Source organism: Herbaspirillum sp. ST 5-3 (genome assembly GCF_004804275.1).
Classification (GTDB): Bacteria; Pseudomonadota; Gammaproteobacteria; order Burkholderiales; family Burkholderiaceae_D; genus Noviherbaspirillum.
The window spans coordinates 38,838-65,056 of sequence record NZ_STGI01000004.1; the positions used below are offsets into that span (position 1 = coordinate 38,838).

Annotated in this window: 21 protein-coding genes; 15 read left to right on the forward strand and 6 right to left on the reverse strand. The window is 58.3% G+C overall.

Translation table 11 applies throughout. The features are described from left to right. Positions 1-56: 56 nt before the first annotated feature. On the reverse strand, positions 57-1,790 hold the full coding sequence (locus tag E6W33_RS09520) for a hypothetical protein (RefSeq protein WP_136416889.1): 1,734 nt from the start codon (positions 1,788-1,790) through the stop codon (positions 57-59). A 118-nt stretch (positions 1,791-1,908) separates the two neighbouring features. Continuing rightward, positions 1,909-3,891: a ShET2/EspL2 family type III secretion system effector toxin gene (locus E6W33_RS09525; RefSeq protein WP_136416891.1), complete on the reverse strand. Its 1,983-nt coding sequence runs from the start codon at positions 3,889-3,891 to the stop codon at positions 1,909-1,911. 277 nt (positions 3,892-4,168) lie between these two features. Between E6W33_RS09525 and E6W33_RS09530 the strand changes: the two genes are divergently transcribed. Beyond that, a complete protein-coding gene (locus E6W33_RS09530; protein WP_136416893.1) occupies positions 4,169-7,846 on the forward strand; it encodes a hypothetical protein in 3,678 nt (1,225 codons plus the stop codon). 195 nt (positions 7,847-8,041) lie between these two features. On the opposite strand, the gene E6W33_RS09535 is transcribed toward E6W33_RS09530, so the two are convergent. Next, complete coding sequence (locus E6W33_RS09535; RefSeq protein ID WP_136416895.1) at positions 8,042-8,362, reverse strand: hypothetical protein; 321 nt, start codon at positions 8,360-8,362, stop codon at positions 8,042-8,044. A gap of 156 nt (positions 8,363-8,518) precedes the next feature. On the opposite strand from E6W33_RS09535, the gene E6W33_RS27295 reads away from it, so the two are divergent. The 10 genes from E6W33_RS27295 to E6W33_RS09585 all read left to right on the forward strand — a co-directional run bounded on the left by E6W33_RS27295 (position 8,519) and on the right by E6W33_RS09585 (position 18,400). Then, the gene (locus E6W33_RS27295) at positions 8,519-9,127 is read left to right on the forward strand and encodes a toxin co-regulated pilus biosynthesis Q family protein (protein WP_247869599.1); all 609 of its coding nucleotides are present in this window, start codon (positions 8,519-8,521) and stop codon (positions 9,125-9,127) included. Next, a complete protein-coding gene (locus E6W33_RS09545) occupies positions 9,124-10,773 on the forward strand; it encodes a PilN family type IVB pilus formation outer membrane protein (RefSeq protein WP_136416897.1) in 1,650 nt (549 codons plus the stop codon). Before E6W33_RS27295 ends, E6W33_RS09545 begins: the two co-directional genes overlap by 4 nt. A 15-nt stretch (positions 10,774-10,788) precedes the next feature. Beyond that, entirely contained in the window at positions 10,789-12,078 is a 1,290-nt protein-coding gene (pilO2, locus tag E6W33_RS09550; RefSeq protein WP_136416899.1) for a type 4b pilus protein PilO2, read from the forward strand. Next, positions 12,068-12,628 (forward strand): type IV pilus biogenesis protein PilP, encoded by a 561-nt coding sequence (gene pilP / locus E6W33_RS09555; protein ID WP_136416902.1) that lies wholly within the window; start codon positions 12,068-12,070, stop codon positions 12,626-12,628. Before pilO2 ends, pilP begins: the two co-directional genes overlap by 11 nt. After that, positions 12,625-14,238, forward strand: a complete 1,614-nt coding sequence (locus E6W33_RS09560; protein ID WP_136416904.1) for an ATPase, T2SS/T4P/T4SS family — start codon at positions 12,625-12,627, stop codon at positions 14,236-14,238. The genes pilP and E6W33_RS09560 overlap by 4 nt, the downstream gene beginning before the upstream one ends. Continuing rightward, positions 14,228-15,304, forward strand: a complete 1,077-nt coding sequence (locus tag E6W33_RS09565) for a type II secretion system F family protein (protein WP_136416906.1) — start codon at positions 14,228-14,230, stop codon at positions 15,302-15,304. Before E6W33_RS09560 ends, E6W33_RS09565 begins: the two co-directional genes overlap by 11 nt. 38 nt (positions 15,305-15,342) lie before the next feature. Beyond that, positions 15,343-15,891, forward strand: coding sequence for a type 4 pilus major pilin (locus E6W33_RS09570; RefSeq protein WP_136416908.1), 549 nt, complete (start codon positions 15,343-15,345; stop codon positions 15,889-15,891). 189 nt (positions 15,892-16,080) lie between these two features. Further along, positions 16,081-16,587 carry a type IV pilus biogenesis protein PilM gene (gene pilM / locus E6W33_RS09575; protein ID WP_136416910.1) on the forward strand — a complete coding sequence of 169 codons (507 nt, stop codon included), beginning with the start codon at positions 16,081-16,083 and terminating at the stop codon, positions 16,585-16,587. A gap of 11 nt (positions 16,588-16,598) precedes the next feature. Continuing rightward, complete coding sequence (gene pilV / locus E6W33_RS09580; RefSeq protein WP_136417441.1) at positions 16,599-17,948, forward strand: shufflon system plasmid conjugative transfer pilus tip adhesin PilV; 1,350 nt, start codon at positions 16,599-16,601, stop codon at positions 17,946-17,948. After that, entirely contained in the window at positions 17,945-18,400 is a 456-nt protein-coding gene (locus E6W33_RS09585; RefSeq protein ID WP_136416912.1) for a lytic transglycosylase domain-containing protein, read from the forward strand. Before pilV ends, E6W33_RS09585 begins: the two co-directional genes overlap by 4 nt. A gap of 104 nt (positions 18,401-18,504) precedes the next feature. On the opposite strand, the gene E6W33_RS09590 is transcribed toward E6W33_RS09585, so the two are convergent. Beyond that, positions 18,505-19,221: a response regulator transcription factor gene (locus E6W33_RS09590; protein WP_136416915.1), complete on the reverse strand. Its 717-nt coding sequence runs from the start codon at positions 19,219-19,221 to the stop codon at positions 18,505-18,507. 609 nt (positions 19,222-19,830) lie between these two features. On the opposite strand from E6W33_RS09590, the gene E6W33_RS09595 reads away from it, so the two are divergent. After that, positions 19,831-20,925 (forward strand): ATPase, T2SS/T4P/T4SS family, encoded by a 1,095-nt coding sequence (locus E6W33_RS09595; RefSeq protein WP_136416917.1) that lies wholly within the window; start codon positions 19,831-19,833, stop codon positions 20,923-20,925. Positions 20,926-20,984: 59 nt separating this feature from the next. Further along, positions 20,985-21,512, forward strand: a complete 528-nt coding sequence (locus E6W33_RS27515; RefSeq protein WP_247869600.1) for a CzcE family metal-binding protein — start codon at positions 20,985-20,987, stop codon at positions 21,510-21,512. A gap of 100 nt (positions 21,513-21,612) precedes the next feature. Here E6W33_RS27515 and E6W33_RS09605 read toward each other — a convergent pair whose 3' ends face one another. Continuing rightward, positions 21,613-22,350: a diguanylate cyclase gene (locus E6W33_RS09605; protein WP_168798595.1), complete on the reverse strand. Its 738-nt coding sequence runs from the start codon at positions 22,348-22,350 to the stop codon at positions 21,613-21,615. A 155-nt stretch (positions 22,351-22,505) separates the two neighbouring features. Further along, positions 22,506-23,627, reverse strand: a complete 1,122-nt coding sequence (locus tag E6W33_RS09610; RefSeq protein WP_136416921.1) for a FliM/FliN family flagellar motor switch protein — start codon at positions 23,625-23,627, stop codon at positions 22,506-22,508. 318 nt (positions 23,628-23,945) lie between these two features. Between E6W33_RS09610 and E6W33_RS09615 the strand changes: the two genes are divergently transcribed. Both E6W33_RS09615 and E6W33_RS09620 read left to right on the forward strand, forming a co-directional pair. Beyond that, a complete protein-coding gene (locus tag E6W33_RS09615) occupies positions 23,946-25,250 on the forward strand; it encodes a hypothetical protein (protein WP_136416923.1) in 1,305 nt (434 codons plus the stop codon). A 386-nt stretch (positions 25,251-25,636) separates the two neighbouring features. After that, entirely contained in the window at positions 25,637-26,209 is a 573-nt protein-coding gene (locus E6W33_RS09620; protein ID WP_136416925.1) for an RNA polymerase sigma factor, read from the forward strand. The last annotated feature ends 10 nt before the right edge of the window (positions 26,210-26,219 follow it).

Consider the following 26,219-nt stretch of genomic DNA (forward strand, 5'->3'; position numbering starts at 1 on the left):
CCTCGTCCGGAAAAATATGCTTGCGCCTGCGCTGGGGATTGCCCGCAACGTTCGTGTTACCGACGAAGCGGTGAGCGAAGATCTTCCGGCAAGGCGTTCATCACCTCTTCGCCCCATACCGGCGGCAAAGCTGGAATCATTCTTTTGATCGAAGTGACGCCGTCCCTGCGTGCCTCCAAAGGCATAAACTGGATGTTTTCCGCCAGCGCAACCAGTACGCCTGTACGTAGCTCCTCGACAAGTCGCCGGCTCTGATAACACACCAGGCGGACGCATCGCACTCCCGAGTGCTCCGGCAAGTGCCGCAGCTTGCCTGCGACCTTTTCCAGCAGTGCCGTCTCGTCGCGGGGGTTCAGGTCCTTACCCGCGACTTGAATCTCTTCGAGCATCTCGGGGCCGAATACGTGCGATTCGGGATTAAATACGGTGACAAATAAATCGAGCATGCCAGCCTTTAACGCTGGCGGCAGTTTCCTGATATCGGCAAGAATCCCCGTGAAGGCCTTCCGTTGTTCTTGCGACGGCAGGCCCCTATATTCGTCAATCAAGATTTTCAGAAGAGCCTCTTGGCCTTCAGGAGGCATGTCCTTGCCCATTGATTGGATGAGCTGAAAACCGGGCAATTGATCGAAATATCTAGTGCGTTTCCATTCCTTCAAGAGGGTCGGCGCCATGGCAAGCTTCCCCTCGGGCGGCAGCCCCGCGCACTGCTCCACGGCCATCCGGAGCCCCTCGAGAACATTAGGCTCAGGCAAGCGCGCGATGGATTCCGTCATGGCCTTCAACAGGATGACCTTCGACTCGGGCAGAAAGGGCATTTCCCTCACGTCGATCGCATGGAATACCGCAAGCGCGCCGCCGACCATTGCCCTCCCCCCGCTATGGGCCACACCCAGTAGGTAGTCGAGTCGCTCGGATTCCGCATTTGGCTGATGCGACATGAGTAACGTGAGTGCTTCATGCACGTCGGCCGCAGGAAGGCGGCGGAGATGCTTGTGCAGTTCATTCAGGCCAGCCATCGCTTCCGTTGGTGGCAGCCCGGCAACAGTGTCCACGAGAAGTCGGTATGCCGGCAGGCGGTCGTGTTCGGGAAGGTCGCCGAGGTAATCAACCAGCCCATCTGCCGCAAGGCGACGATCCTGCGGCAGCCACAGTCCGGTTTCGTTGATTGCCAACTGGAGTTCCGCCAGTCGCTCTTCCGGCGGTAGCGTGTTCAGCCTCCAATGCACCTTAGGCTCCACCCAGTCATCCTGCTCAGGGATCAGGCCGACGTTATGCAGGGCGAGAATCTGCAAGCCGTTCATGCGCTCGTGGTAGAGGAACCGCCGCTTCTTCGTCAGCGCCGCCCCCAGCTCGGCCTTATGCTCGGGCGACATACCCGCGCCCAGTATGGCGGCAGTACGAAAGGCGCCAAGCACATCCGTGGGCCTTGGCAACCATTCAACGTTCCGCATCAGCCGCTGCAAAGGCTTGATCTGGTGGTTCTTCGGCAAGCGCGCGATTTCCGCGCAGTGGGTACGGAAAACCCTCGCACCGCCGTCCACGCTCGGTTCATACTGACCCACCTTGTGATGAACCTCTCTAGCCTTGCGAAGCAAATGGCTCGCAGCGCGATTGGCTTCCTTGTTAGTCGCCGCAAAGTGAGCGAGCGAATCCAGCGGCAACTCTTCCCCTATCCTGCGAAGCAACTCTGGAGGCAAACGTGATAGCGGCCCCTGCTCCACCTCCACCTCACGCGCTGTGTTTGATGGAACCAGAACCCCGGATGCGGCCCCTCTCCCTTTTCCCATGCAATTTCCCACTCAGCGACCTCCTCGCGGTTCTCAACGATGCTCCGGTGCGATACCAGATCGACGATGAGTGCGGATAAGGAGGCCCGAGTTCCGGTTCGCAGGCGCATTCTTCGTCTCAGGCCCCCAGCATCTCCCACCAGATCTCGTCACGTTGTCCTGCTGTCAGGTCCGAGTAGTAGACGCTTTCCTTGAAAGCCCTCACGGCATCCGCATGCCCGTTCGCTTGCGCGGCCGCCATTCCGGGCGCACCGGATTGACCGAAGCGGGCGAGAAACAAGGTTTTCATATCGTCCGGCGATAGCCCGGCATGTCCGATAATGTGCCCAAGGGCCGCGACCGTATCGGCATGACCAAGGGACAGGGCGACGTACATGCCCGGCGGGTTTTTGCCGCGTCGGCATTCCAGAATTCGCGCCTTGTCGTTTGCCGAAACATTGGACGCCATCAGGATTTCGCCGAACGCCTCAATGGCATCGTGATGCCCTTCCTGACAGGTCAGATAGAGGCCCGGGATGCGCCTGCCGTCCCTTGCCGCAAGCACCTCCGCAGCAGCCTTGGGGTCCAGTCCGTTCAGATGTTCAAGTATCTTGTCCTTTTGCGCACGCAGCTCCCCACCAAAACCGCCGCGCAACAGATGAAAGATGGTCTCACGGCACGGTCGAAACATGGGACCGGCAAGACGACGATTGGGGTCCACTCCGGGCGCCGATGCGCCGAAATCTTCCTTCAGCCCCGGGTTATCGTCCGTCACCGCAAAGGCCATGAGAAGCGGCGTCTTTTCCAGCAAATAGGTGCGCTGACTGCCGGGAGCAAGCAGAAAGGATTGGAAGGTCCACTGTCTTGCCGTCGAAAGGTCGGTACAGCTTGCGCGCTTGTGCGTATTGGTTTCGTTCGGATCGTACAGGAGAGCGGAGTAGGTTTTTTCACCATCGGGCCGGTTCGCGATCTTCAGTTCAAGCGCCATCGAATGATTCGAGGTAACGATATAGAAATGCCGTCTGACCGATTCGCTCGAATCAACCGACAGCGGGCGCATCGCCTCCAGACGATCAGCCAAAAACGTTCCCCAGTCGTCGACATGGAGCATGTGCGCTTCGGGAGAACGGTTCATGAACGCCACATAGCTGTTCTGAATTCTTGACGAGATTCCAGCGCGGATCGCATCGGCACTGCTCAACGCGGCATAGCCATCCTTCCATGCTCCCGAGATCATTCGCTCGCGCAGCCAATGCGAACTCAGATGCCGGCAAACGATGGTTCCCGGCCCATCCGCAAACGCGACGGTACCGTTGTTATATTTGGGAAAATCATGGCGCAGCGACCGATAAGGAAACTGCTTGAGGTAGGTCTGCATTGCAGGGCTCACGTCTCGCATCGAACGGTGCAACACGGAATGCGCATCAGGACGTGCCGCGGCGGCGAGTTTCTCGATGGACTTCGGTGAAACCGTCGCGAGAATTGCGCACTGAATGACCTCCCTGCCCTCACGTACTGCCGATGCCCACAATGCGTCGAGTGTACCCAGTTTTTTCCTCGTGGCCTCCTGCTGCAGCAAGGATCTCGCCCGTTTCAGGTCGTAGTCTCGCAGCGCTTGCGTCAATGGACTGGCGGCGGCGCGTCTGATTGGCCTTGCGTCTCCCTCGTTCCTCGGCAACAGGCGGCTGATTGCCTTCGCCGCGTGCAGCAATTGCATCGTTTCGTCTCGTGCGTCCGCTGGCACACGCATGTCAGTACACGTCGAGGGATCGGCTCCGAGCCGCAACAAATGACGCACAAACTTGACGTCGCCGGCATTGACAGCGGCAGCCAGCGGACTGATGCCGCCTTCGGCGCGTGCATTGGGATCGAAACCATGCACCCGCGTCAGTGCCTTCTTGAGGTGGGTCTTGCGGCCAGTTCGACAGGCCTCGACGACGATGTTCGCCAGCGTATCTGGCGCGATGCTTTGCCGGCTGTTCGCGGCACGCGTAATCTTCAAGGAAAGCGTGATATCGCCGTTTCGAACAACGCTGTCCAGGAGCGCGACCGCAAGCGGATCAGTTGGACTCCTGGGTGTCTGGCCAGGCTCGCCGAGTCCTCGGACGACGCTCCTATCCACTTCGGAATCTCCTCTCTATTGAATCATCCAGATGAAATTGCATGGCACGCCCCGCCGGGATAAGTGACTTCACAAGCGCCGCAGTTCCCTCTGCCGTCCACTATTTGTATGCGCCCGCCGCGCATATGCCTTCAGCTTGAAAATCCGCTTGATCCCGCTCAAACGGGCCAGGTCGGAACCGCGTAGTGGAACAAGCCACTCAAGTGAGGCAACAAGACGCCGCGCATTCCTGCGTGGCGCCTTGTCGCGCCCGAGTCGTGCCACGGCCGCAGCTTGCATGGGCACCAGATATCACAGCGAATCTAAACGAGAGAGCCAAGTCATGGGAATGTTGGACAGTTTCCGCCGATCCGGCGGTGGGGTACAAGAGAAATCATCGGCATGGAATCCGTTCGTATCTCATACCGTCGCGCAGGTCACGAATAAACCTCAGGTGGTCAGGGACGGTCAGACCCGGCCCCAGCTCCCGATCGACGAATCCGAAAAATCCCGGTTTGCCGGAGCAATAAGAGCCGCCTATCACTCCACCGAGACCAAAAAGTGGCACCTGGAGTTGGCGCCCTCCAAAAAGAACAAACAGGGCGACAATTTTGTACAGACACTCAGCCACAAGGATGCCTATCTGAAGATTGTTCAGAATGATACCTACTTTTCTCGCGACACCGGCAGCCATCTCGATAGGGCAGCGCTGGCCGGGGTTCTGCGCGCAACTCAGGCCTCCCTCCCCCGCTCCGCGGATGCGCCTCCCGAGATTGCAGGGGCCGAGCTGGTCGTGCTCGCCCAGGCGGCAGCCCTGGCCAGTAGATATCAGCTTGATGGCACAGAAAATCCCATTGCGATCGCCGACGCGGCGCGCGGCCTGTCCTGTCTGCAAAATCTGGATCTGCTCGCGAGCATTCGCGACCCCGAGGGAAGGGGCTCCCCTCCAGGCAGCGACTCGCCCGAGGAGCTGGTGGTCAGTTGTCCGCGCGGTGTAGGCATCGGCGCGGGCGCTGGCAGCACCATCGGTCATGACAACGATCAGTTCGATTCCAAGGACGTGGATTGCGCATGGCGCATCGCCTCGGTTCTCGAAGCGACGCCGCTCGGCTTTGCAACACTCAAGAAACTGACGCGTTCCAATCCTCCTTCGCATCCCGTGCACCCGAGCGTGGAAAAACACGACGATGTGATGCTGCATGTCTATCTGAAAGCCGCCCGTGAAAAGATGAAAGAAGCCAGGGCGGAGAACCGTCAGATCAATCCCGATCCGCGCAACATCAATAGCTATCATGGTGGCGACAACGATTTGGCGGGCCCGGCCAGGTTGACACTGCTTGACAAGGCACTGCTGGCGGCGCGCGAACATCTCGTTGCATCAGACATGCATGCACGCAACGAGGCTGAGGCCACCAAGCCGTTTCGATTCGATCCCACGAAGTCGCAAGCCCCGGTGCATGAGTGGGCGGTGGCGGCGGTCCGCAACGGCATCTATTCCGACAAACGGGTGGATGAGCGTGGCGAGTTGACGCAATTTGGCAAGATTGAAGAGCAACTCGAAAAAATGGACCTTTGGGTCAACCGGGCCAGCGGCAGAAACGATGATGGCACGCCTGAAACAAAATGGGACAGAGTCGTGCGCGGCATCAAGCAATTCTACCGGCCGCGCCATTATCGATCGCCGTTGAATGCCTATAAACGGCTGGCTCCCGGAATAAAGAAGAAGTCCGGCGTAAGTTTCGGGAATCCCGAAGAAGGCGGTGTCGGCGATGCCCGGGAGTTCAGGGACAGCTTGATCCGTAACCTCGAAGCGGGCCTGAAGAGCCTGGGCGGATCGAATTGGATCTACACCGATATGGACGCTCATGGAGAGGAGCAGAAGGGGGAAGACGCGTGGCGCCTGACGAACAGACGCGGCGCCTTGTTCGGGTCCTCGGAGGACGGCTCGCGCATGATCATTCAAGTGGACCAGGAACGTCCGGACCTGCGCACTCTCAAGAGTGCAGCACGGTTAGCCATTCTGGAGCAATTCCGCGAGGAGACGGTCTTTCTGCCACGCTACCTGCATGGCGACAAGCTCGACGACGGAGCGATGGAAAAGGCACTGGAGCGTGTAAGCGGCTTTCTGGATGGCGGGCTCGAAAGCCAGTCAGAAATTGTGCAGGCCGATCTCAGGTCGTATCTCCGTGCTGAAAACCGCCCGCTCACGCCCGAGCTGTTGGCCGAGTGGGCGGCCGACGTGGGAGGTCCTAAAACCATAGACGATGCCGTGAAGCTTGCCAGCGGCAATTCGTCGCAAAATATAAGGGCGCTTGAGCCAGGAGAGCCCGACTGGCGCGCGTTCGGCAAGGCAATGGACCGCGTGGTCAACGGCAACGTCGATCGGGTGGAAACCAAACCGCTCACAGGCCTGCCAAAGGATGAGATCGGCGCAATCTTCGAAGAACTCGTCCGGCACGAGGAGTTGGGATCCACCACGACCTTGGCCAGTGGCGGCACCTCCGGCGTCGGGTTTAGCGGACTGGTCGGAAGCGTCATCACCGCTGCTCATACTGCCTTCCTCTGGATGACCGCCTTGCTGGTGCGGCCGTCCGCCCGTGCCGATTTCCGCGCGGACAAGCACGATACCATGACAATCGGCCCCAATCCGGAGGGCACGGAACTATTTCTGGGCAGGCAAAAAATAAAGGGAGTCAGCGGCGGCGCAAACCTCGCTGTAGGGCCGGGTTTCGATGTGGGAGAAGGCGTAGGCGCGGCCGTGGGGGTTAGCGTGGGAGCTGGCTTGTCCTGGGGGAAAGAGACCCGCGAAGGCGTCACGATCCGCTTTCCGCGCATGGACACCGGCGTGGCAGGTGAAGTGAAGGAAGGTCTCGACATCGACCCGGAAAACAACGAGAAGCTGGGCCGCCTGACGCGCAAGCTCATCAATCAATGCAAGGAGCCGGAAGGCAGCCCAAAGGCTTACATCAATGCGCCGGGTGAAGAAGACAGCAAGTCCTTGCTGAAAAATATTTGGCAGGAATGGCCGGAAGTGTCGATCAACTACGCGGGCATGAATGACGATCGCCATGGCCACGATTGGAACGTCGGCCTCGGCGGCGGATTCGCTTTCGGCCCATTGCGCGCAGGCCTTGGTCCGGTTGCGGGGAGAGTCACAACACATTCAGACTTGAAGTCAATTGAGACGGGTGGCGCACTGCATGTCGACACATACAGCGTCGGCACGACCAAAAAAGTCAGGGTGGGTGGCTCTATCGGTTTCACTGCTATCAAAAATGTCTTCAAGAAGATTGGCGCGGGTATCGCTGGCGGCGACGTCAACCTCGCTCAAGCCGTGCCAAGCGCAGACCTTGCGAGCGTGGGTGCAACCATACATCGCAAGGGAACGGCGGAACGGTTTACCTGGATCAAGCAGGATGGCGAATTGAAGAAAGAAAGCTATCGCCAGATCACCTATCAGGATGCGGACTCGTTCGTGGATGCCGTCAAACCCGATATGGACATCTGGGCAGAAGCAAAAGCATTCAAGTTCTCGAAGACAAAGTTCCACGCCTCCACATCCAGCGCGAATGGCTCGCCGCTCTCGCCAGAAGAGGCAACGAAGCAGTTGATTGAACGGGCTGCCGCCATCGAGACAGAACGCCGCAAGAACAGCGAACATCTGCAGAGCGCCAAGGACAATCCCGATCCATGGAAAAACTTCCTGGCATTTTACGAGTTCAGGGACGACGCGCTGAAGACGGCCAATGCCCTCAACTCAGTTGCCGATATGGCGTTGCGTATGGGCGACGAGGCGACCGCCAAGCAGTGCAGAGAAACGAGTGATCAACTGTTACGCAACGAGCATAGCTATGAGCCGGCCTTCCTGGTCGATGTCCAGGTCGGCTATGAGACCAAGACAAAGGGCATAAACATTCTCCTCATCCGCCAGCAGCAGGATACGATCATCCGCACCAATCTTCACACTTTCACCTGACACGATTGCGGAAGCGAAACTCACTTCATCGACGTCAGGTTTCGCGTCCGCCACATCATGGGACTATCAATAGCTGCGCAGAGTATTCGACCGACATGCCGACACCTGCGCAGCATCGACCGCCGTTCCAACGCGGCCGAGTCATGGCTTGATTTCATGGCACCTCTTCGGCGGCCTCACCCAGCCGACGAATCTTTACCGGAAGAAATCCTCCGGGCCTCCCATGGATTTACTGACCGGCTCATGGCAAATCTCCCGCTCATACTTCTGTATAAATTGCGACACCTCAGTGAAGAGATTACTTTCCATACAGAAGAAACAACCTTGATTGGTTAAAGAAAAAGCGACGCGACGTTTGCCATGCGCCTTCGCAAACCGCCGTGCCGGAGACAACGTGCTCAACGGAGATTTGATGAACTTTGTTGAGATATGGATACGACCTGAATGACTAGAATCACTACTCATACGTAGTGTCGCAATGGTGACAAAACGAGTGCGCAGCACATGCCTGTTCATGCCGCGCTGCGTTCGTTACATTCCGCCACCTTGATTCAGCCCGTGCAGTCCTGGCGTTTTCTTTTTTCTTTTGAATCATCGAGCTTGTCCCGGCGGTACGTTTGATTGCTAAGTTGGCGCGGCATCCAGAAAGCGCCACTCATGGGGAGGATAGTGATGCAACAAGACACACTGCGGTCGATGAACTTCGCGTTTGCAATGCCGCTACTGAGTTTATGCCTGCTGTTGAACGCGGGTTCGGCAAACGCTTCATCGGGTTCCCCGGCCTCGCTCGGTGCATTCGACGTACTGAAGTTCGCAACCAGCTCCCCCTCCAGCGCGTTTGCAGGGGCTTCCGTAGCCGATGAATGCGAGGAGGAAGACCTCGCGTCAAAAACGCCAGCAAAGAATTTTGATCAGGACGGTGTCATGCTGGCCGCGGCGCAAAAGACGTCCAAAACGCATTCCGCAGCAGCCGCAAAAACGGAAGCCGACAAGCCTGCAACACCGCCACCGCCTCCTCCCGCTCCCGTATGGGAAATCACTCCCTCCGACGGCACCTTGAACGGCGTACTGGCACGCTGGAGTGCGCAAGCCGGGTGGCAGCTTTCCTGGGAACTCCCAGTCGACTACACGGTAGAAGCACGCACTGCGATCCCCGGAACCTTTGAAGAAGCGGTAGAAGCGGTCGCAAAGAGCATGAGCACAGCGGAGATTCCGCTCAAGGCCATCTTCTACAAGGGCAATAAAGTCCTCCGCATCGTGGCGAAAGGGATCGAACAATGAACCGCAAACTCTTCATTCTGGCACCCGGCCTCTTCGTGCTTTCCGCTTGCGCCAATCTCGCCGGCGACATCGAAAGCCGCGTGGACGATACCCAATCCAAGGCGGAGAAGCTGGTCAAGGATGTGGGACGGACCGCGCCCGGCGTCGTCGCAAAATCGGCACCGCTGGTCGAGCACGAGGACGGTATCTGGCTCGGGAAGAATATCGTCAAGGTCGGACAGCCCACCTTGCCAACCGTGTTTCATCAACCTGCAACCTTTGACCGCACGGTAGCATCCCTGGCCGAATTCGCCGAGCGCATTGCGATCAGATCCGGCATTCCGACCAAAGTAACGCCAGACGCGCTCGCCGTCTCCAGCGGTGCCAGCATGAGCCCCGCGGCAAAGCTAGCGCCGCGCGGCCCGGCAAGCTGGGGCGGTCCGAGCAGCGTACCGCCACCGCCCGGTGTCCCGATGGCGGCCGGCCACGGACACGCCCAGGATCCGATCCGCATCGAGTATTCCAGAGGAACGTTCAAAGGTCTGCTCGACGTGGCTGCCGCACGCTTTGGTGTGTACTGGAAGTACGTGAACGGCACCATTCAATTCTTCCATACCGAATCGCGCACCTTCCAGATCACCGCCATTCCAGGTGATTCCACCTTCAACGCCAGCGTCGCCAGCGGCGCGACATCCACCGGCGGCACCGACGGAGGCTACGGTGGAGGTAGCGGAGTCAGCTCCAACAACTCGCAGAAGACAGCAGTCAGCTCCAACCTGTCCGTCTATTCAAGTATGGAGAAATCGATCGGATCGATGCTCTCCGCGCATGGGAAGGTCGTCACGTCGCCCGCCACGGGAACGATTACGGTCGTCGATACGCCCGATACCCTGGAGCGGGTGGCAGCTTTCATCGACGATGAAAACAAGGCGCTTGCACGCCAGGTAGTCATCAACGTCACCGTGCTGGCAGTCACACTGAACAACACCGATCAGTACGGGATCAACTGGGACCTCGTCTATAAAGGCTTGCGCCAACGCTACGGCATCCAGAATACGCTGAGTCTCAACCCCGTCAATGGCACCAATTTCGCGGCCGGCATCCTGGCAACATCGACCAGCAATTTCGCCGGTTCGTCGCTCGTCATGAAGGCGCTCTCGGAACAAGGTAAGGTGCGCCGCCAGACCACCGCATCGGTAGTGACCCTGAACAACCAGCCAGTGCCGGTACAGGTCGCCAAGCAAACCAGCTATCTGAAATCGTCCCAAACCACAATTACCCCGCTGGTCGGCGCGACAACCACGCTGACGCCGGGCATGGTGACCTCGGGCTTCAACATGAGCATCCTGCCGCACGTTCTTGCCAATGGCACGGTGCTGCTGCAGTTCTCGACCGACATCTCGGCGCTGCGCGGCATTCGCACTGTCACCAGCAGCAATAGTTCGATCGAATCGCCGGAGCTTGATACGCGCAATTTCCTGCAGCGCATCGCCATGAAATCGAACGAGACGCTGATCATCAGCGGCTTTGAACAAACGGACGACAACCTGGACAACCAGGGCGTCGGCACACCGAAAAATTTCCTGTTCGGCGGCGGCTTCAAGGCGGCCACCAACAAGGAAGTGATCGTCATCCTGATCACGCCGACGACGATGGCCAGCTCTTGAGAAAAGAGAATATCCATGGCTACCCATATCACTCAGATCGGCAAGCACAAATTCGTCTGCGGTCTGTTCTGGCAGTCCCTTTCCCGCCCGCGCGAGCTGGCAAAGGAAGCCGCGACGCTTGCCAGGAAGATCGATTCGGATTTGATGGTCCTGCGCAAGGACCACGCCACTGCCCAGGCAGGCTTCGCCCACACGAGGGACGGCGCGCGCCGCAACATGTACTCGCTGGCGGCGGCAGTCTCCAAGACGCTTGCCATCGAGGGCGCGAACTATGACGGCGAGAAGCAGCCTGTCCACAGCTGGCTGGGTGCGTTCAAGTTGCCGGAAGGCGTCTGGGCCTACTTTGCGGTAAGAGACGCCAACTTCCTCCCCACCGGTGATTTTGTCGGCACCAAGGATGAGGTGGTGGAGCGCCTGCTCAGCGATTATGGAATGGGCGGCTGGAATATCGTCATTGGCGACGAGGAACTCGAAGATCACGGCTTCCACAACTTCAATGCCAAGCGCATTGAAGAACTCCTTCCTCGCAAGCGAAACGGCCAGATTCGGACGCATAGCTGGTGGCGCCTGCGTCAGACGGAAACCGCGATTCCCTGGGTGCCGCTGATCGCCGCAGGCTGCGTGCTTGCTCTCTCTGGCGGCGGTGCAGCGTATTGGTACAAGGAGCACAAACGGAAAGAAGCGGAAGAACGCGAACGTGCAATCGAAGCGGCCAGGGCCAAGCTGTTCGGTAACAAGCAGGCGCAGAAGCTGCCTTCGCCGTGGGCTGCCAAGCCTCTGCCGATGGCCTTCGTCCAGGCCTGCCTGCAAAAGTTCGGGCATCTGACCGCCGGCGGCTGGTCGCTCGATGAATATGCATGCACTCCGGCGCAGGTGAGCTATACCTGGTCACGCCAGGATTCCACCATCGCGTTTCTGCTGGAGCAGATACCGAAGGCGAACGTCGATCTGACCGGACAAAAGGCAATCTACTCCGAGCCGCTGACGCTGGCCGCAGGCAAGGAAGAACCGATCCTGACATCGAAAGAGCTGATCGAGCCCCTGGTCTCCCGTCTGCAATTGCTGGATATAGCGCCAAAGCTGGGGAAGCGCCCGCCGCCGCCTCCCCCTCCAGGCAATGCACAGGATCCAAAACCAAACACGGTGATTGTTCCGGAATGGCAAACATATTCGATTGCCATGAACAGCGGAGCACTGCCGCTGGTCGACGTGGCGGAAATTCTCAGCAAGCCCGGGGTTCGCCTTGAAAAGCTCGTCTACAAAAGTGGAGCGTGGTCAATTGAAGGAGTCATGTATGCGAAATAATCTCAAAGCACTCATTCTCATCTGCGGCGCCGCCATCGGCGGCCATGCCCTGGCCGAGTCCGCCTCTGAAAGCTTGACGCGGATCGAGGCGGAAACGCTCATCCTCAAGGCACGCGAAAAGCAGCTCGACATTCAGGCGCGGATCATTGCGCGCCAAAATGAAATCGCGGCCAGGCAGACCGATACCACCCGCATGTCGCAGGTAACGCCCGCCAGCAATCCCGTCATTCAATCGGTCGAAGAAATCGGCGGAACGCCTTACGCGACACTACAGCTCGACAATGGCACCCTGGTTGATGTGAAGGTCGGCGACGAGCTGCCGAACGGCATGAAGATCGTCTCCATCGGCCTGAACGACGTCGTTGTGAAGACTTCGAAAAAGCGTCGCATACACCTTGCCACGGCCGCGCAGACGGCGACCGTGTTCAACCCCAACCTGCCGCGCCCCGGTATCGGTTTGCCCTCTCTGACGCCGATCGCCCCGCAAGCCGCCAATCTGCCGACGCAGACGGCTCAACCGGCTGTCACACACACCGGGGTCGCAAAATGACTCCGCGCGACGACGGACTTGCGGCGCATACGCCCAGCTCGGTTTCTCGAGCCGCCGCCGACCCGAGCGATTTTTCGAAGGCAACTGTACTCAGCCGGGAAGGCGCCTTCGAGGCAAGCGGCGAAGAGCGAAAACTTGTCTGCCTGCTATCCGATGGCCGACTGCTGATCGCTGAGGGTCAGGGGCTGGATGCGCACGTCCTGTCCTATCGCGCCCGCCTCGACAAGCTGCACCGGCCCTATCTGCCGACCTTCACCAGCATCGAAACAATCCGGCGGATCTATGCGAATGATTTTTCCGCACCGGTGCAACGGCTCAATGAGCACTCGACCATGCAGGTCACGGCAAAAGATTTGCTCAAGCGGGCCTGCCACGCGCGCGCATCGGACATCCACATCCGCGTCAAGAAGACTTGCACCGAAATCTATTTCCGTGTGCATAACGATCTGGTGAGAGTCGGCGAACAGACGCGCGAATATGGCGAGCGCCTGTTGGCAACCATGTACGGTGCAATGACCTCGGTCTCCGACAGCTCCTACAAGCCGACAGAACGCCAGGACGCGAGTATCGCGGACCGCGACAAGCTGCCGCCCATGCTGTATGGCGTTCGCATTGCGACTGCGCCGACCAACGAGGGCTCGGTCATGGTGCTGCGCCTGCTCTACAACGACGCCGGCGATAACATCGATCTGCGGCCGCTGGGCTTTTCCGAGGCGCACGCACAGCAACTGCAGCGACTCAAGGAGCAGCCGATCGGCATGAATATCATCAGCGGTCCGACCGGCTCCGGAAAATCGACCAGCCTGCAGCGCATTCTCCTCGGAGAAATCCATGAGGCACAGGGAACGCTCCACGTGTTGACGGTAGAAGATCCAGTCGAATACCCGATCGAAGGCGCAGTGCAGACCTGTGTCACCAACGCCGGTACCGAAGATGATCGCGCGCGCCTGTTTTCCGCCGCCATTTCCAACGCAATGCGGCTGGACCCGGACACCATCATGATCGGCGAAGTCCGCGATCGCGCCTCGGCGCAAAACGCCATCCGTGCGTCCATGACCGGGCATCAGGTATGGACCACGGTACACGCCAACAGCGCCATCGCCATTGTCGACCGGCTGGTCGACCTGGGCCTGCCGATGGCCCTCGTCGCCGATCACGGCATCGTCACCGGACTGATCAGCCAGCGGCTCGTCAAGGTACTCTGCTCGCACTGCAAGAAGCCCTTGTCGAAACACGCACCTGAGCTCCCGGATGCCGTGCTGTCCCGACTCAGAGTCGCGTTGGCAGATGGCATCGGCAACGTGCATATCGCGGGCCCCGGATGCGAGCATTGCCGCCATCAAGGCACCGTCGGACGGACCGTGCTGGCCGAAGTCATCACACCCGATGCCCAGTTCTTCGAATACGTCCGCGCCGGGAAGAAAGTCCAGGCGACGCATTACTGGCTCCAGCAACTCGGCGGCCGGACCATCCTCGATCACGCAATTGAAAAGGTCGCGGCGGGCATTGTCGATCCGCGCATGGCGGAAAAGGTCGTGGGCCATCTTGCCAGCAGCGACCTGCATGCCAACAAGCGCTTGAACCTGGTGGAGGCAGCCTGTGCAATTTGACATCCATCGCTTGTGGGCCAGGACACAATTCCGCGAGTCGGAGCGCCTTCGGCTGTACCGCAAGATTGCCAAGATGCTGTCCAACGGACTGCCCATGCTCAAGGTGCTCGAAGAGTTGCATGCGCGCGCCTCCTACCACGGACGGAAACTGAACGAGCCGCTTGCCATCGTGCTCGACGACTGCCGTCGCACCGTACAGAACGGCGGCTTTCTGTCCGAAGGGCTGGAAAACTGGGTGCCGCGCGTGGAACAAATGATCATCCAGGCTGGCGAGCAATCCGGCCGTCTGGAGGTCACGCTTTCCGCCGTTATCAATGTCGTCCAGTCGGGCAAGAAGATCAAAAACGTCATCCTTGGCGGGCTGGCTTATCCCATCACCATCCTGTCATTGATCCTGGTCTATCTCTATGTGTTCGGCACGCGCGTCATCCCGGAGTTCGCCCGCATCGTCAATCCGGCGACCTGGCATGGCGCAGCCAAGTCCTTGTACATCATGTCCGAGGTGGTGCAGCACTGGATGATCTACATCGTCATCGGTTTTGTTGCCCTGCTCGCCGCCATTCTTGTTTCGATGCCCCGCTGGAGGGGAAACGTGCGCGTCCTGGTTGACAAGATCGCGCCCTATTCCATCTACCGCCTGATCGCTGGCAGCAGCTTTCTCGTCGCGTTTTCAGCACTGCAGTTTGCCGGCATCACGGTCGAAAAATCGCTCGCGCGTTTGTCCAGTCTGGCCCAACCCTGGCTGCGTGAACGCCTCGATGGCGCGCTGCTCGGAGTGAAGTCGGGCCTTAATTGCGGCGAGGCGTTACGCAATGCCGGTTACGGCTTTCCGTCGAAAGAAATGATCGACGACTTGTGCGTCTATGCCGACTACAAAGGTTTTGCGGAAGCACTCAGGATGCTTGCGGACGAGTGGATGGAAGAAGGCGTGGAAACCATCACGACGCAAATGAAGGCATTAAACGGTTTATCGATTGTCTTGCTGGCAATCGTGATCGGTTGGCTGGTGACCGGCTTCTTCGGCATCCAGCATGAAATCGCAGCCATGACACGGGCTGTTCGCTAGGTAGTTACCCATAACGTCAAACATGTAAGGAGAAAGTCATGAGAAAAGTATTTTGCGGGAATGACATTGCGCCCAAACAGCTCCGCCACCAGCGCGGCGCATCGCTCCTTGAAGGTATCGCCTACCTGGGTATCGCGGCCATTGTCATTCTTGGAGCGGTGTCGCTTTTGACGGGGGCGTTCAGCAGCGCTCAAACCAACCAGACCACGGAACAGCTCGCTTCCCTGCGCACCGTCATCAAGAAGCTTTATATGGGACAAGGCGGCGGATATACAGCTAACGCGAATCTGCTCAATGATCTCGATGCGGCCAATCTGATACCGGCCACCCTGGCACACACCACGGCCAACAATGTCGTAACCGCCAGCAATGCGTGGGGAGGCGCGGTGACTGTTACTGGAGGCGGCGCCACATTTACCATCGCCTATCCAAACGTTCCACAGGAGGCTTGCGTCGGCATTCTTCTCAGTACAAACGGTTGGACAACCGTGGCCATTGGAAATAATGCTATCCCCCTGCCTGTCACTCCCGCGGCCGCAGCAGCCGCGTGCGGTGCTACCAACAACTTTTCGTTTACCGCAAGTTGATTCGCTGTTGAATCAAGTGTAACGAAGCCGCCAGGCAGCGCAACTATCCGGGGCCTCATGCCACACATGTCTGGCGGATCACCCAAGGCACTACCAATTAGCCGTATCGGCTAACGAAGATTTATTAGCCTCGAATCAGGACATCCGCATCCAGCAATCAATTGAACAACGCGACGCAGGGATGAAGAAATGTGGAACGTAATGGTGGCGGCCGTACTCGCCGCGCTGATGAGCTTCTATTCCATGCAAACCGAGCGCAACGTATCGACTGCCGAACAAAACAGGAGCGTGTATCAGGCTGACAGCATGGCCGTCTATCGGGATGCGGTCGTCAGATATTTCACTGCGAACCCTGCGCAGTTCGGAACGGTATCGACTGACGCTCTGATCGCGAACAACGATTTTCCGGCATGGTCGCCGCAGGCGCCGGCGGATTTGTGGAACAACTTCCGCGCAAACGACGGCACGATTTATATCTTCGCCGCAGCGGTTTCTGACCAACTTCCTCGGCCACCACGCAACATCACTGACGATATCGTCCGTCTCTCTCGCAAATCGGTTCTGACCGGCGTCTTTCGAACCGGCGATACCACCTTGCATTCCCCGGTCCTGGGCCAGACAAACATACCACTGCCGGACGCCGGCAGCGTGTCGATTCCGGACGGCAGCCCCGTCTGGGTCGCCATGATCAACTGAGGGTCCCTACCATGATGAAACGTAACGAGCACGGTTTCACACTCATCGAGCTTCTTGCCTCGCTCGCTATTGGCGCGGCCATGCTGCTTGGACTGACCGCCATGGTGGATACATCCATCAAGGATGTGAAAGCCCAGCAGGCCGCTGCCTATCAAGCGCAAGTCACGGATGCGGCAGCCAAGTATATCAGCGAGAACTATGGCGCCCTGGCCACGGCTGCGAATACGACGGTGACAACAGCAATCCCTATGTCCACACTGGTCGCAAGCGGCTTTCTTCCGAACGGCTTCCAGGCGACCAACGCCTATGGACAGACGCCCTGCCTTCTTTTCCGGGCTGATACCAGAACGAGCGGCGCCAATACCGTTTATGTGTTGAACGCGCTTGTGGTGACCGAGGGAAGCGCTGGCCAGCGCATCCCGGACGGCGAGATCTCCGTCGTCGCCGCCAACGCGGGCAAAGGCGCCGGCGCCATCACAGCACGCACTCCCAATGCCGCGCAAGGCGCTTTCGGGTCCTGGCAAATCGATGGTACGACGAGCCCGACGCTGGCCGATTTTCAGAGCGCGAGCTGTTCCGGGAACGTGGCTGGACAAGGCAGCCTCGCGTCAGCGCTCTTCTTCGATGGTCCGGATCAATTGCTGACCGAATACCTGTATCGCAGCGCGGTTCCAGGAAGGCCGGACCTGAACCAGATGAACACGCCCCTGCGGCTCGGATCCGCGGCCGTCGTCACGGAAGGCGCGGCTTGCGACACATCCGCCGCAGCCCTTGCAGCGGATGCGTCGAACAATCTTATGTATTGCGACAGCGGAACCGGAAACTGGGCATCGATGACAATGTGGAAGGCACCGATGCCCAGCTATGCAGCACTTACTGCACTGACCAACCCGACCGTAGGAGAAGTCCGCATGATATCGGATCTTAAGCGGGCCTTCACTTATACCGGGTCGGGCTGGACAGCATTGGCGGTAGACCAGGATGGCAACCTGAGAGTACCCGGCAAACTTGACGTCGGCACCATCGCCGCAACCGGCGAAATCAAAACCGCCACGAATCTGCTTGCCGACAAAAACGTCATGGCAGGCTACGACATGATTGCGGCAAACAAGGTACACGGCAACGAGGTGGTAGCCACACAAGAAGTCGCTGCTGGCGCTCTGAGTTTGTCCGATGGCCTGTATGGAAATACTTATCTGGTCGCTGGTTCCGCTTGCCATATTGGACCCTTCACGGCTGCGGATGGGTCTACTTACTATCAATGGCCGGTCGGCACGACGATTGTGGACGCGAACGGCATTACGATGAACTGCGCCGGAGACCATACCTTCCACTATCAGAACAACCAGTTGGCGCCATGATCGATCGGGCATTTTTGAGCGCAGCGGCTCTTCTGGCGATCATGGCACTGCCGGGCAAAGCCATCGCATGCTGGGAGGACGCCGCTGCCCATTACGGCGTCAATGCGCACGTCCTCTACGCGATTGCAAAGACGGAGTCGGGCCTCAATCCGAATGCCGTCAATCGCAACAAGAACGGCTCGTACGACATCGGCCTCATGCAGATCAACAGCAGCTGGCTCCCCACTCTGCGCAAATATGGGGTGGATGAACAAAGGCTTCGACAACCCTGCGTGAACATTTATGTCGGCGCCTGGATTCTGGCGCAGAACATGCAGCGCCTCGGGAATTCCTGGGAAGCGGTCGGAGCCTACAATTCAAGCAAACCGACGCTGCGTCAGCGCTACGCCTGGAAGGTCTACAAGAACCTTTTGCCGGCAGCCAGTGCCGAAACGCGCGCTGCTCGCAAGTAGACCGACCAAATCATTTCGACGGATAGAATATCCTTGACGGCGCTTCCCGCGCCAATGGCACAGCAAAGGGACAGGTGCGCGGAGCGCAGCCTGCAAACTGATGCTCACGCGTTCTGCAGCACGCCGTCAATCACGGCCGGCTTGCAGACTTCAAGCCGGTAGCCATGACTGTACGCGGTACGAATGATCACGCCGCGCTCGACACCCAGTTCCAGTTTGCGCCGCAGTTTGTAGACGTGTTGTTCAATCGTGCGGCCGGCGATATCACTCCCCGTTCCCCAGATCGCGCTTCCGATACGCTCGCGTGAGATATAGACGTTCGGTGTGGAGAAGAACAACCAGGCCATCGTGAACTCGCGCGGAGTCAGCTCGATCGGATTTCCCTGGTAGGTGAAGGTGTTGGCCTCGCGATCGATCGCGAAGCCGGCCAGCTCGATCGACCGCCTCGTGGCGCTGCGCTTGCTGCGCCGGAGCAAGGCATTCATGCGTGCCACAAATTCGACGGTTTCAAACGGCAGGGTAATGAATTCATCTGCCCCGGCGTTCAGCGTCATGGCGATCAGATCTGCGCTGCGGGTCAGGGACAAGGCCATTACCGGCGTGTCGTCCCCGGAGCGACAGTTCAACCAGGTGAAGATGCTTTCGCCGTCGTGCGCATCGACGCCGAGATCGATCAAAATGAGAGCGAAGCTGCGCCTGCGGACGGAACGCAGGAGCGCCGCTTCGGACAAGAACCTTTCACAGGTAAATCCGGAGCGCGATAGCGCTGTTTCAATCTGCCGATAAACTGCATCGTTGCGAATATAACCCGCAATACCCATGACCTTCACCTGCCGGAATTACAGCGCTGCGCGTAACGCAGTGCCCGACTCCTGCAGTTGCCTCCCTAAGTTATTGGTTTGTCCAAAGAATAGCACTGGCAGTATCTTGTGCGGCGGCGATTTGGCGAATCTCACCACATACAGAAGTATGAGAAACACGAACGCGCACATTGCACTTCACGAGCCCGCCCATCGGCGTTCGTCGATATGTCTTTCTTCGATATGCCGGTATCGACAACGGCGCACAAGGCATGCGAATACGCGAACAAACACGGTGATGACTGACTTGCATAGTTAACTTATTTGCAAAAGATGCGACATGAAAGCAGGTCAGGTTTACGCCATCCTTACTGCGATTTCGGACGGCATACATTCTCTGCGGTGGCCCCCTACCCGGACTTGATCGATCCTCTCCAATAGTGCACATTTTCTGGCGATGCAATCACTCTCATTAGTCGCTCGCAGGCGAAACTGCTCTCCACTAGGAATTGAAACGACATGTAATATTTGTTGAGCATCTTCGTTGCCATCATTAGTACAATCCTCTAAAGTGCACGCCTGTCCAACTTGGGCGCGCGCTTTCCCAACCTCGCTGACTGGAAGACAACCATGACCAGACACACTTCCAATACGACCGACTTCCTGTCGGAGATCACGTTCCTGCTCGGTGCAGGTCAGGTTTTTTCCGATATCCATGTCGAACAGGACGCGCCAGTCATGATCAAGACGCCGCGCGGATGGCAGCAGTCCGATATCGGGACGGTGAGCATCGAGGCGATGACACCCTTGCTGAATGCAATCGACGAGGATTGGGAAGACAAGATCATCGATGGCGCCATCGATCGACCGCTGGTGTTGCGGGACTGTCGTCTGCGCTGCAACGTCTATCGACTTTCAAGCGGTGAGAAGGTGGCGATTTCGATCCGCCGGCTGCCGGTAGATCCTCTCCCCCTGGACAAGACAGGACTCCCGAGTTACGTCAAGTCGATGCTGGACGCAACCCGTGGAATCATCCTGGTCACGGGACCGACCGGATCCGGCAAGACGACCACCATTGCGTCCATGCTCGACTACCTCAACGCCACGCGCAGCGGCCATATCGTGACCATCGAGGCGCCGATCGAATACCAGCTCGAACGCAAGCAATCCATCATTTCGCAGAAGGAAGTGCCGACCGATACCGCGAGTTTTTCAACCGGCCTGCGCGAAGCGCTGCGCCAGAAACCGGATGTGCTCATGGTCGGCGAGATTCGCGACTTTGATACCGCCGACACCGTTCTGCATGCGGGCGAATCCGGCCACCTCGTCCTGGCAACCCTGCATACGAATAGCGCGACGAGCGCCATCACGAAGCTCCTCAGTTTCTTTCCGGCAGAGCATCGCGCACAGCGCAGCACAACGCTGGCCAATGCGCTTGTCAGCGTGATTTTCCAGAGTCTGCTTCCCAATGAGAGCGGTGACGATTTTGTACTGGCAAGCGAGATGATTTTCAATCATCACCAACAAGTCGCCCCGTATATTTCTGACCCGGGCAAGTTGCATATGCTTGCGGATTTCATGAAGAGGAAGGAAGACAACATGTCGCGTAGCCTCAACGATGTGTTGCTGCAGCTCGTAGGAAAAAAATTGATCAGCGCGAAAGATGCCATGCGCTCTGCATACAATCGGCTGGAGCTGCACGAGATGCTCAATGCGAAGCGATAAGCGCCGCTTCCACGACCTGTCTGCACACCCGCAGAGTGACATGTCATCCGACGATTGGCATGACGATGCATTCTCTCACGACAGAATCTTTGAGCGCGGCAATTGGTGAATTCCAGGAAAACGTTCACCGCGATAAAAAATGTGCCGCAATTTTCAGGTGCATGGCGACTTTTTTCGAAAGTGACCTAGACTGTGAAAGTATGGACCTCGCGTCCATGAACCCTTTTCATGAGGAGTTTTCCATGAAAATCATGTCTCCGATCACGGCCATTGCTGCGCCCCTCCTTGCGGCAATATTTACATCTGCGAACGCAGTTCCACGAGCGGACCTGTTGGGCGATCCCGCCCCGGACTCAGCGGCGGAGCGTACGATCGCGCTCGGCGCCAACACTCGCCATGTCAATGTAACCGAAGGCGATACCGTGCGATTCGTCGCCGGAGACAAGGCGTTCACCTGGAAGTTTCAGGTCGCCAAAGGCATCTCGTCCTTCGACCTGAATAGCGTCGCTCCGCAAGGCCTGTTGCAAAACGAGGTGCGCGCCTATGTCGCTCCAAAACCGCGATTCAATGGGGCAGGACCTCGATAAATACACACCTGAATCGCATCAGCTGATCTGGAAAAGACCGTCAATTTTCCTTCAGAAAGAGGTCGCCGGAGGCGGCATCAATGCCGAACACGACCTCCATTCATTCGGTGGCGATGCCCTCGTTCGCTTCATCGCGCTTCCGTGCTCCGCCAATCTTGAAGCCATACATGGCCTTGTCTGCGCGATGCAACAAGTCGCCCATGTCTTCAGCGTCGTCAGGATAGACGGCACAGCCAATGCTTGCTTTCACGTTGATCGAACGTCCGCCAAGCACGCAGGGTTTGTCAAAGCAGGCACGCACCTTGGCGGTGACCGCCTCCACTGAGGCCCTGTCGGACAGGTCAGGAAACAATACGACAAACTCGTCGCCGCCATAGCGACAAGCCGTGTCGCTCAGCCGGGTCGAACCATTCAGTCGCTCCGCCACGATCCGCAACAACTCGTCGCCCACCGAATGGCCGAAGCTATCGTTGATGGCCTTAAAGCCGTCCAGATCGACCAGTACCAGCGCCACAAGCCTGTTCTTGCGTGCAGCCTGGGCCAAGGCCTGGCGCATGCGATCCTTGAACAGTCTACGGTTGGGCAGGCCGGTCAGCTCGTCATGATTCGCGTGCCGCCGCGTTTCCTCGACTTGTCGGGTAAGTTCGCGCAGACTCTTGCGCAGCCGCGTGCTCTGATCGAGCAGCCGCGCGATTTCCTCGCGCGCGGCGTCCAATTCCCTTTGCAGGCTACTGGCAAGTTTCACGCATGAGGGGTTACCGCAGACCTTCTCCGTGTCGTTTGACCAGCACTCGGTCTCTGTCCTGGTCGCCTCAACGATTTGATCACAGTGCGTCACGCCGACTCCTTGCATGAAATTTCCGAAACGCAAATGAGTGATCGGATTACCAGAAGAGTTCCAATCGCGCTTCGCACTCCATCGCCGGGATGGATAGCGCGCACGACGTTGTCAGAGGCGGCGCGGGAATACGGTCACACCGTATTGGTCGCACATCAGGCAGCGATCCACCGCGTGATGCGAATGCCCAATTGTCCGTCCACGTCGACAATCTCTCCACATCCGACATTCCGTCCGCCGGCGCGGACAGAAACGGAAGATGGTGAAACGTTTTTCAATGCAAGCACGGTGCCCGGCCCCATCGTTCGCAGATCCGCGATCTGCAGGTGCACTTCACCGAGCACAAAACTCAAGGTGACCGGCAGCGAATCCAGGACCGAAGCGTCAACGCCAGCCGGCGCTCCTCCGGAAGCCGACGCAGGTAGTTCATTCGAAATGTCCGGCATCAAGGCTGCGTCATGATCCGGTGCTTCCACAATATTTTCCATGGCAATAACCTTTAACAAAGCCGTTGGCTGAAAAAGAACGCGGGCGCCTAAGCGCCCGATCCGGATGCGCCCCTCGCCCGCGGTGTTGAAGCATGTGTATCCGGGGAAGATGATGTCGCCCGCAACAATGCGATCAAATGCCCCGGCCGAAATGGTATGGTCCGCAAAAGGAACCACCATCGAATGGCGGAGCATGAGGAATCGCTCGACTGGCAGCATGACCCGTTCCCATGTCGCATCGGCGAGCAACGCGAGCCAGCAACAGATATCAGCACGCACATGGGTGCTGATGGCATGATCGCCGGAGAACAGGCGCAGCCGTAAAACCGCGCCCTTGGCAACCATCTCATCGCTGCCTTGCAACACCCCCTCGGCGCAGGAAAACGGTGTGCCAGACAAGCGACCAATCAATGCCGCCTCCAGCCAGCGCCACCGTCCATAGTGAGAACGATCCTCATGGCTCAGGTCGATGCCCGTAAGCGCCCTCAGAAATCGCCAACCGTCGGCAAGCTCGATGGTGCCGTGCCGCGATTCGATGGCGACAGACTCGGACCAGTCGATCTGGCTCTCGTTCGCAAGTTCAAGGGCAAGTATCGTGTCTTCGCCCAATTTTGGTATGCGGGCCCGGCAACCGCGTCCGATCCGTCGTGACAGATTAGCCCAGTCGAGCGTCATCGAACCCATTGCCAGATCCGCCAGCCTCTGTCCAAGCGCCTCTCCGGCACATGCCCGCGGCGTCCGCGGACTGGCAATGGCGATGCGCTCGGCGGAGTCAGCGATGTCGGGCATAGGCGGCTTTCTGCTGCGTTGGTGGGAGTGATGTGCCGACGCAACCCGAAGCGGGTCTTACAGTGCGGCAAGCTACACGCATTTGCCTATACGTCGTTCCAGTCGGCATTGCGGTTCCATCTGCTGCGGTCGAAACCGGCTTGCGAGCCGATCCAGCCTCACCTTCCTCACCTCGTCCAGTGTCTCGCCGGAAGGCGAACGGGATTCAATTGTCTGTGTGAGTTTGTCGGCGACGATGTCGGAACCCGCTGCGACACCATTGCCACGAAGACTTATCTTGCGCAGGGAGCGCGGGCGATAAATCAATGGAGTGGAAAAATGCGATTTGAAAAAATGGGGAGCCCCGGGCGAACAGGATCGGATGCCGGCACGCAGGCGACAACATCCGCCGCCTTTGCTCCCCCTGCCTGGCTCACGCAAATCCGTCCGGGGCCTTCGCATCCACGCGAAGACTTGCAAATCAAGGAGAAAATTTACCGCTATCTCGCGCCGAATCATCACAGTCCGGAAGACAAGAAGTCGATGATCGACACGCTGCTCGATCGCATCGAAGATGCCGGCAAGTCGGACCTGCTGCCGGAGGTGCTTCGGCACCTGGACGACGACGCCCTGGTTCAACATACCTACCGCCGCGTGGATGAAAAACTGGAGGCGCTTCCGCAACCGTCCTTGAGGACGGTCATGCTCTACAAGTCGGGAGGTTTGTCTGAGGCCGAAAGGGCAGCCTTCGAACAGTCAAAAACAGCCAATGCTTTCTATCGCAAGCTCGAATCCCGTATCTCCGACATCAACGAGGCCAGGGTGCGCAGTATTCTTTCCGCCGGCAACAGTCAGCAAAAACTGGCCAAGCTGACGCGTCACCTGCAAGATCGCAACTTCATCAGCCCGACACTCCAGCATCGAGAGGATCTCCAAAAGATCTTTTCTTCTTTCACCAACGAAGCCAACAAGGCGGAGGCCTACAACTGTTTCCACAATCAGGTCAAAAAACAGCTTCGAAAACTGGGCAAGCGTCCCGAAACGCTGCAGGAGCGCAAGGAATACCTCAGTCATGCCGCCGGAGTCCTCACGACTTTTCATTCGTTGACGAGCGACTCGCCGGGCCGCATTCCGCTCTCTACCCTCTACGAGTTCTGCAGCAACTCCCCCGCACGCGAAGGTCGCCACTTCAAGGCGGAACACAGTTATGCGGCAGTTGAAGCGCTCGCCTCGCATATGCCAAAGATGAAGTCAAAGATGCGCGGCCAGTTTCTCGATCACGTGAACTTCCAGCTCCACGCATTGAAATTTCTCGACGATGCATTTGGCACGGTGCGCAAGGAGCAGGTCAACAAAATGGTCACGGCAGTCGTCATCGGCGCACCCGGCCGCACGGGAAGATACCCGGATACCGCCACCACCAACTTCGCCCGGATCAACGACAGGAAGGCAAGGCAGGACATGATCAAGCTGGTCTACAAAAACCGTCATGCGCTCACTCCCGAGAACAAGGCAGCAATGATGGACGTTTTCAGGCAGTACAAGGACGATGTCACTTCAGGTTCGGATCACAGTCGCTGGTCCGGCTTGCGTATTTTTACGCGCGGCGGGCGAACACTGAACCGCATGAAGAAGATCGAATAGGCATGCAGCATGCGGCCTGGTTTAATTCACCGCTTATGCATGACATCCTCAAAATTGGGCCGCATTCATTGGGCCGTATTCATACCGCGATCATGTCACCCGACTCCGCGCTTGTCAGGTGAATTCGAAAACCGAAAACAGATCCCCGTACCTGCAGATGCCGACACGGCGAGCGATTTCGCAGCGCTTCATTCCTGGCGCGCTCGCCGTCTTCTTCACAACCTGATTTCTCAATATTCTTCAATGTCTCACCAAGTGTCATCAATCGGCGAGACGGCGCGAATTTGCTGCTATCGTGAAATCACTGAAACGGCCGGGCTCTGCAGCACACGCAGGGCCCTCGATTGAAACAGGTAAGTCCATCATCCCCAGAGAGGATCGTCACCATGTCAAATACGTTCGCTTCGACTGAAACCGCCGCCGCTCCCGCCTCTTCCGTCGTCATTGATCTCAACCAGTTGTATCGGGACCACCATCGGCACTTGCTGCGTTTCGTGCAGCGCTATGTGCGCAACAGCGAAGACGCTGAAGATGTCGTGCAAAATACCTTCGTCGAAGCGGCGCGCTGTGCACAGCGCTTTGCCGGCTTGTCCAAGCCCTCGACCTGGCTGTTCGGCATTGCCTTGAACCTGGCACGCAACCATGAGCGCCGCAAGTACGCAAGCCTGTGCGACACCGTCGATGATGCCTTCATCGAGCAGATCGCCGACATCGGCGCCGATCCGGCGTATCTGATCGAGAACCGCGAGGTTGCAGGCAAGGTCCTCGCATTGCTGGAAAGCCTGCCGCCAAAAGTTCGCGCCACCTTCGAAGCCGTCCTGGAGGGAGATGCCACCTACGAGCAGGCCGCCGCGCAGTTGCAGATCCCGGTAGGCACGGTGCGTTCAAGAGTATCTCGGGTTCGCACCGCGGTGCGCGCCCATTTCGGCAGCATGGACCAGCAGCGGCATTCGATGTAAATGCAATGGA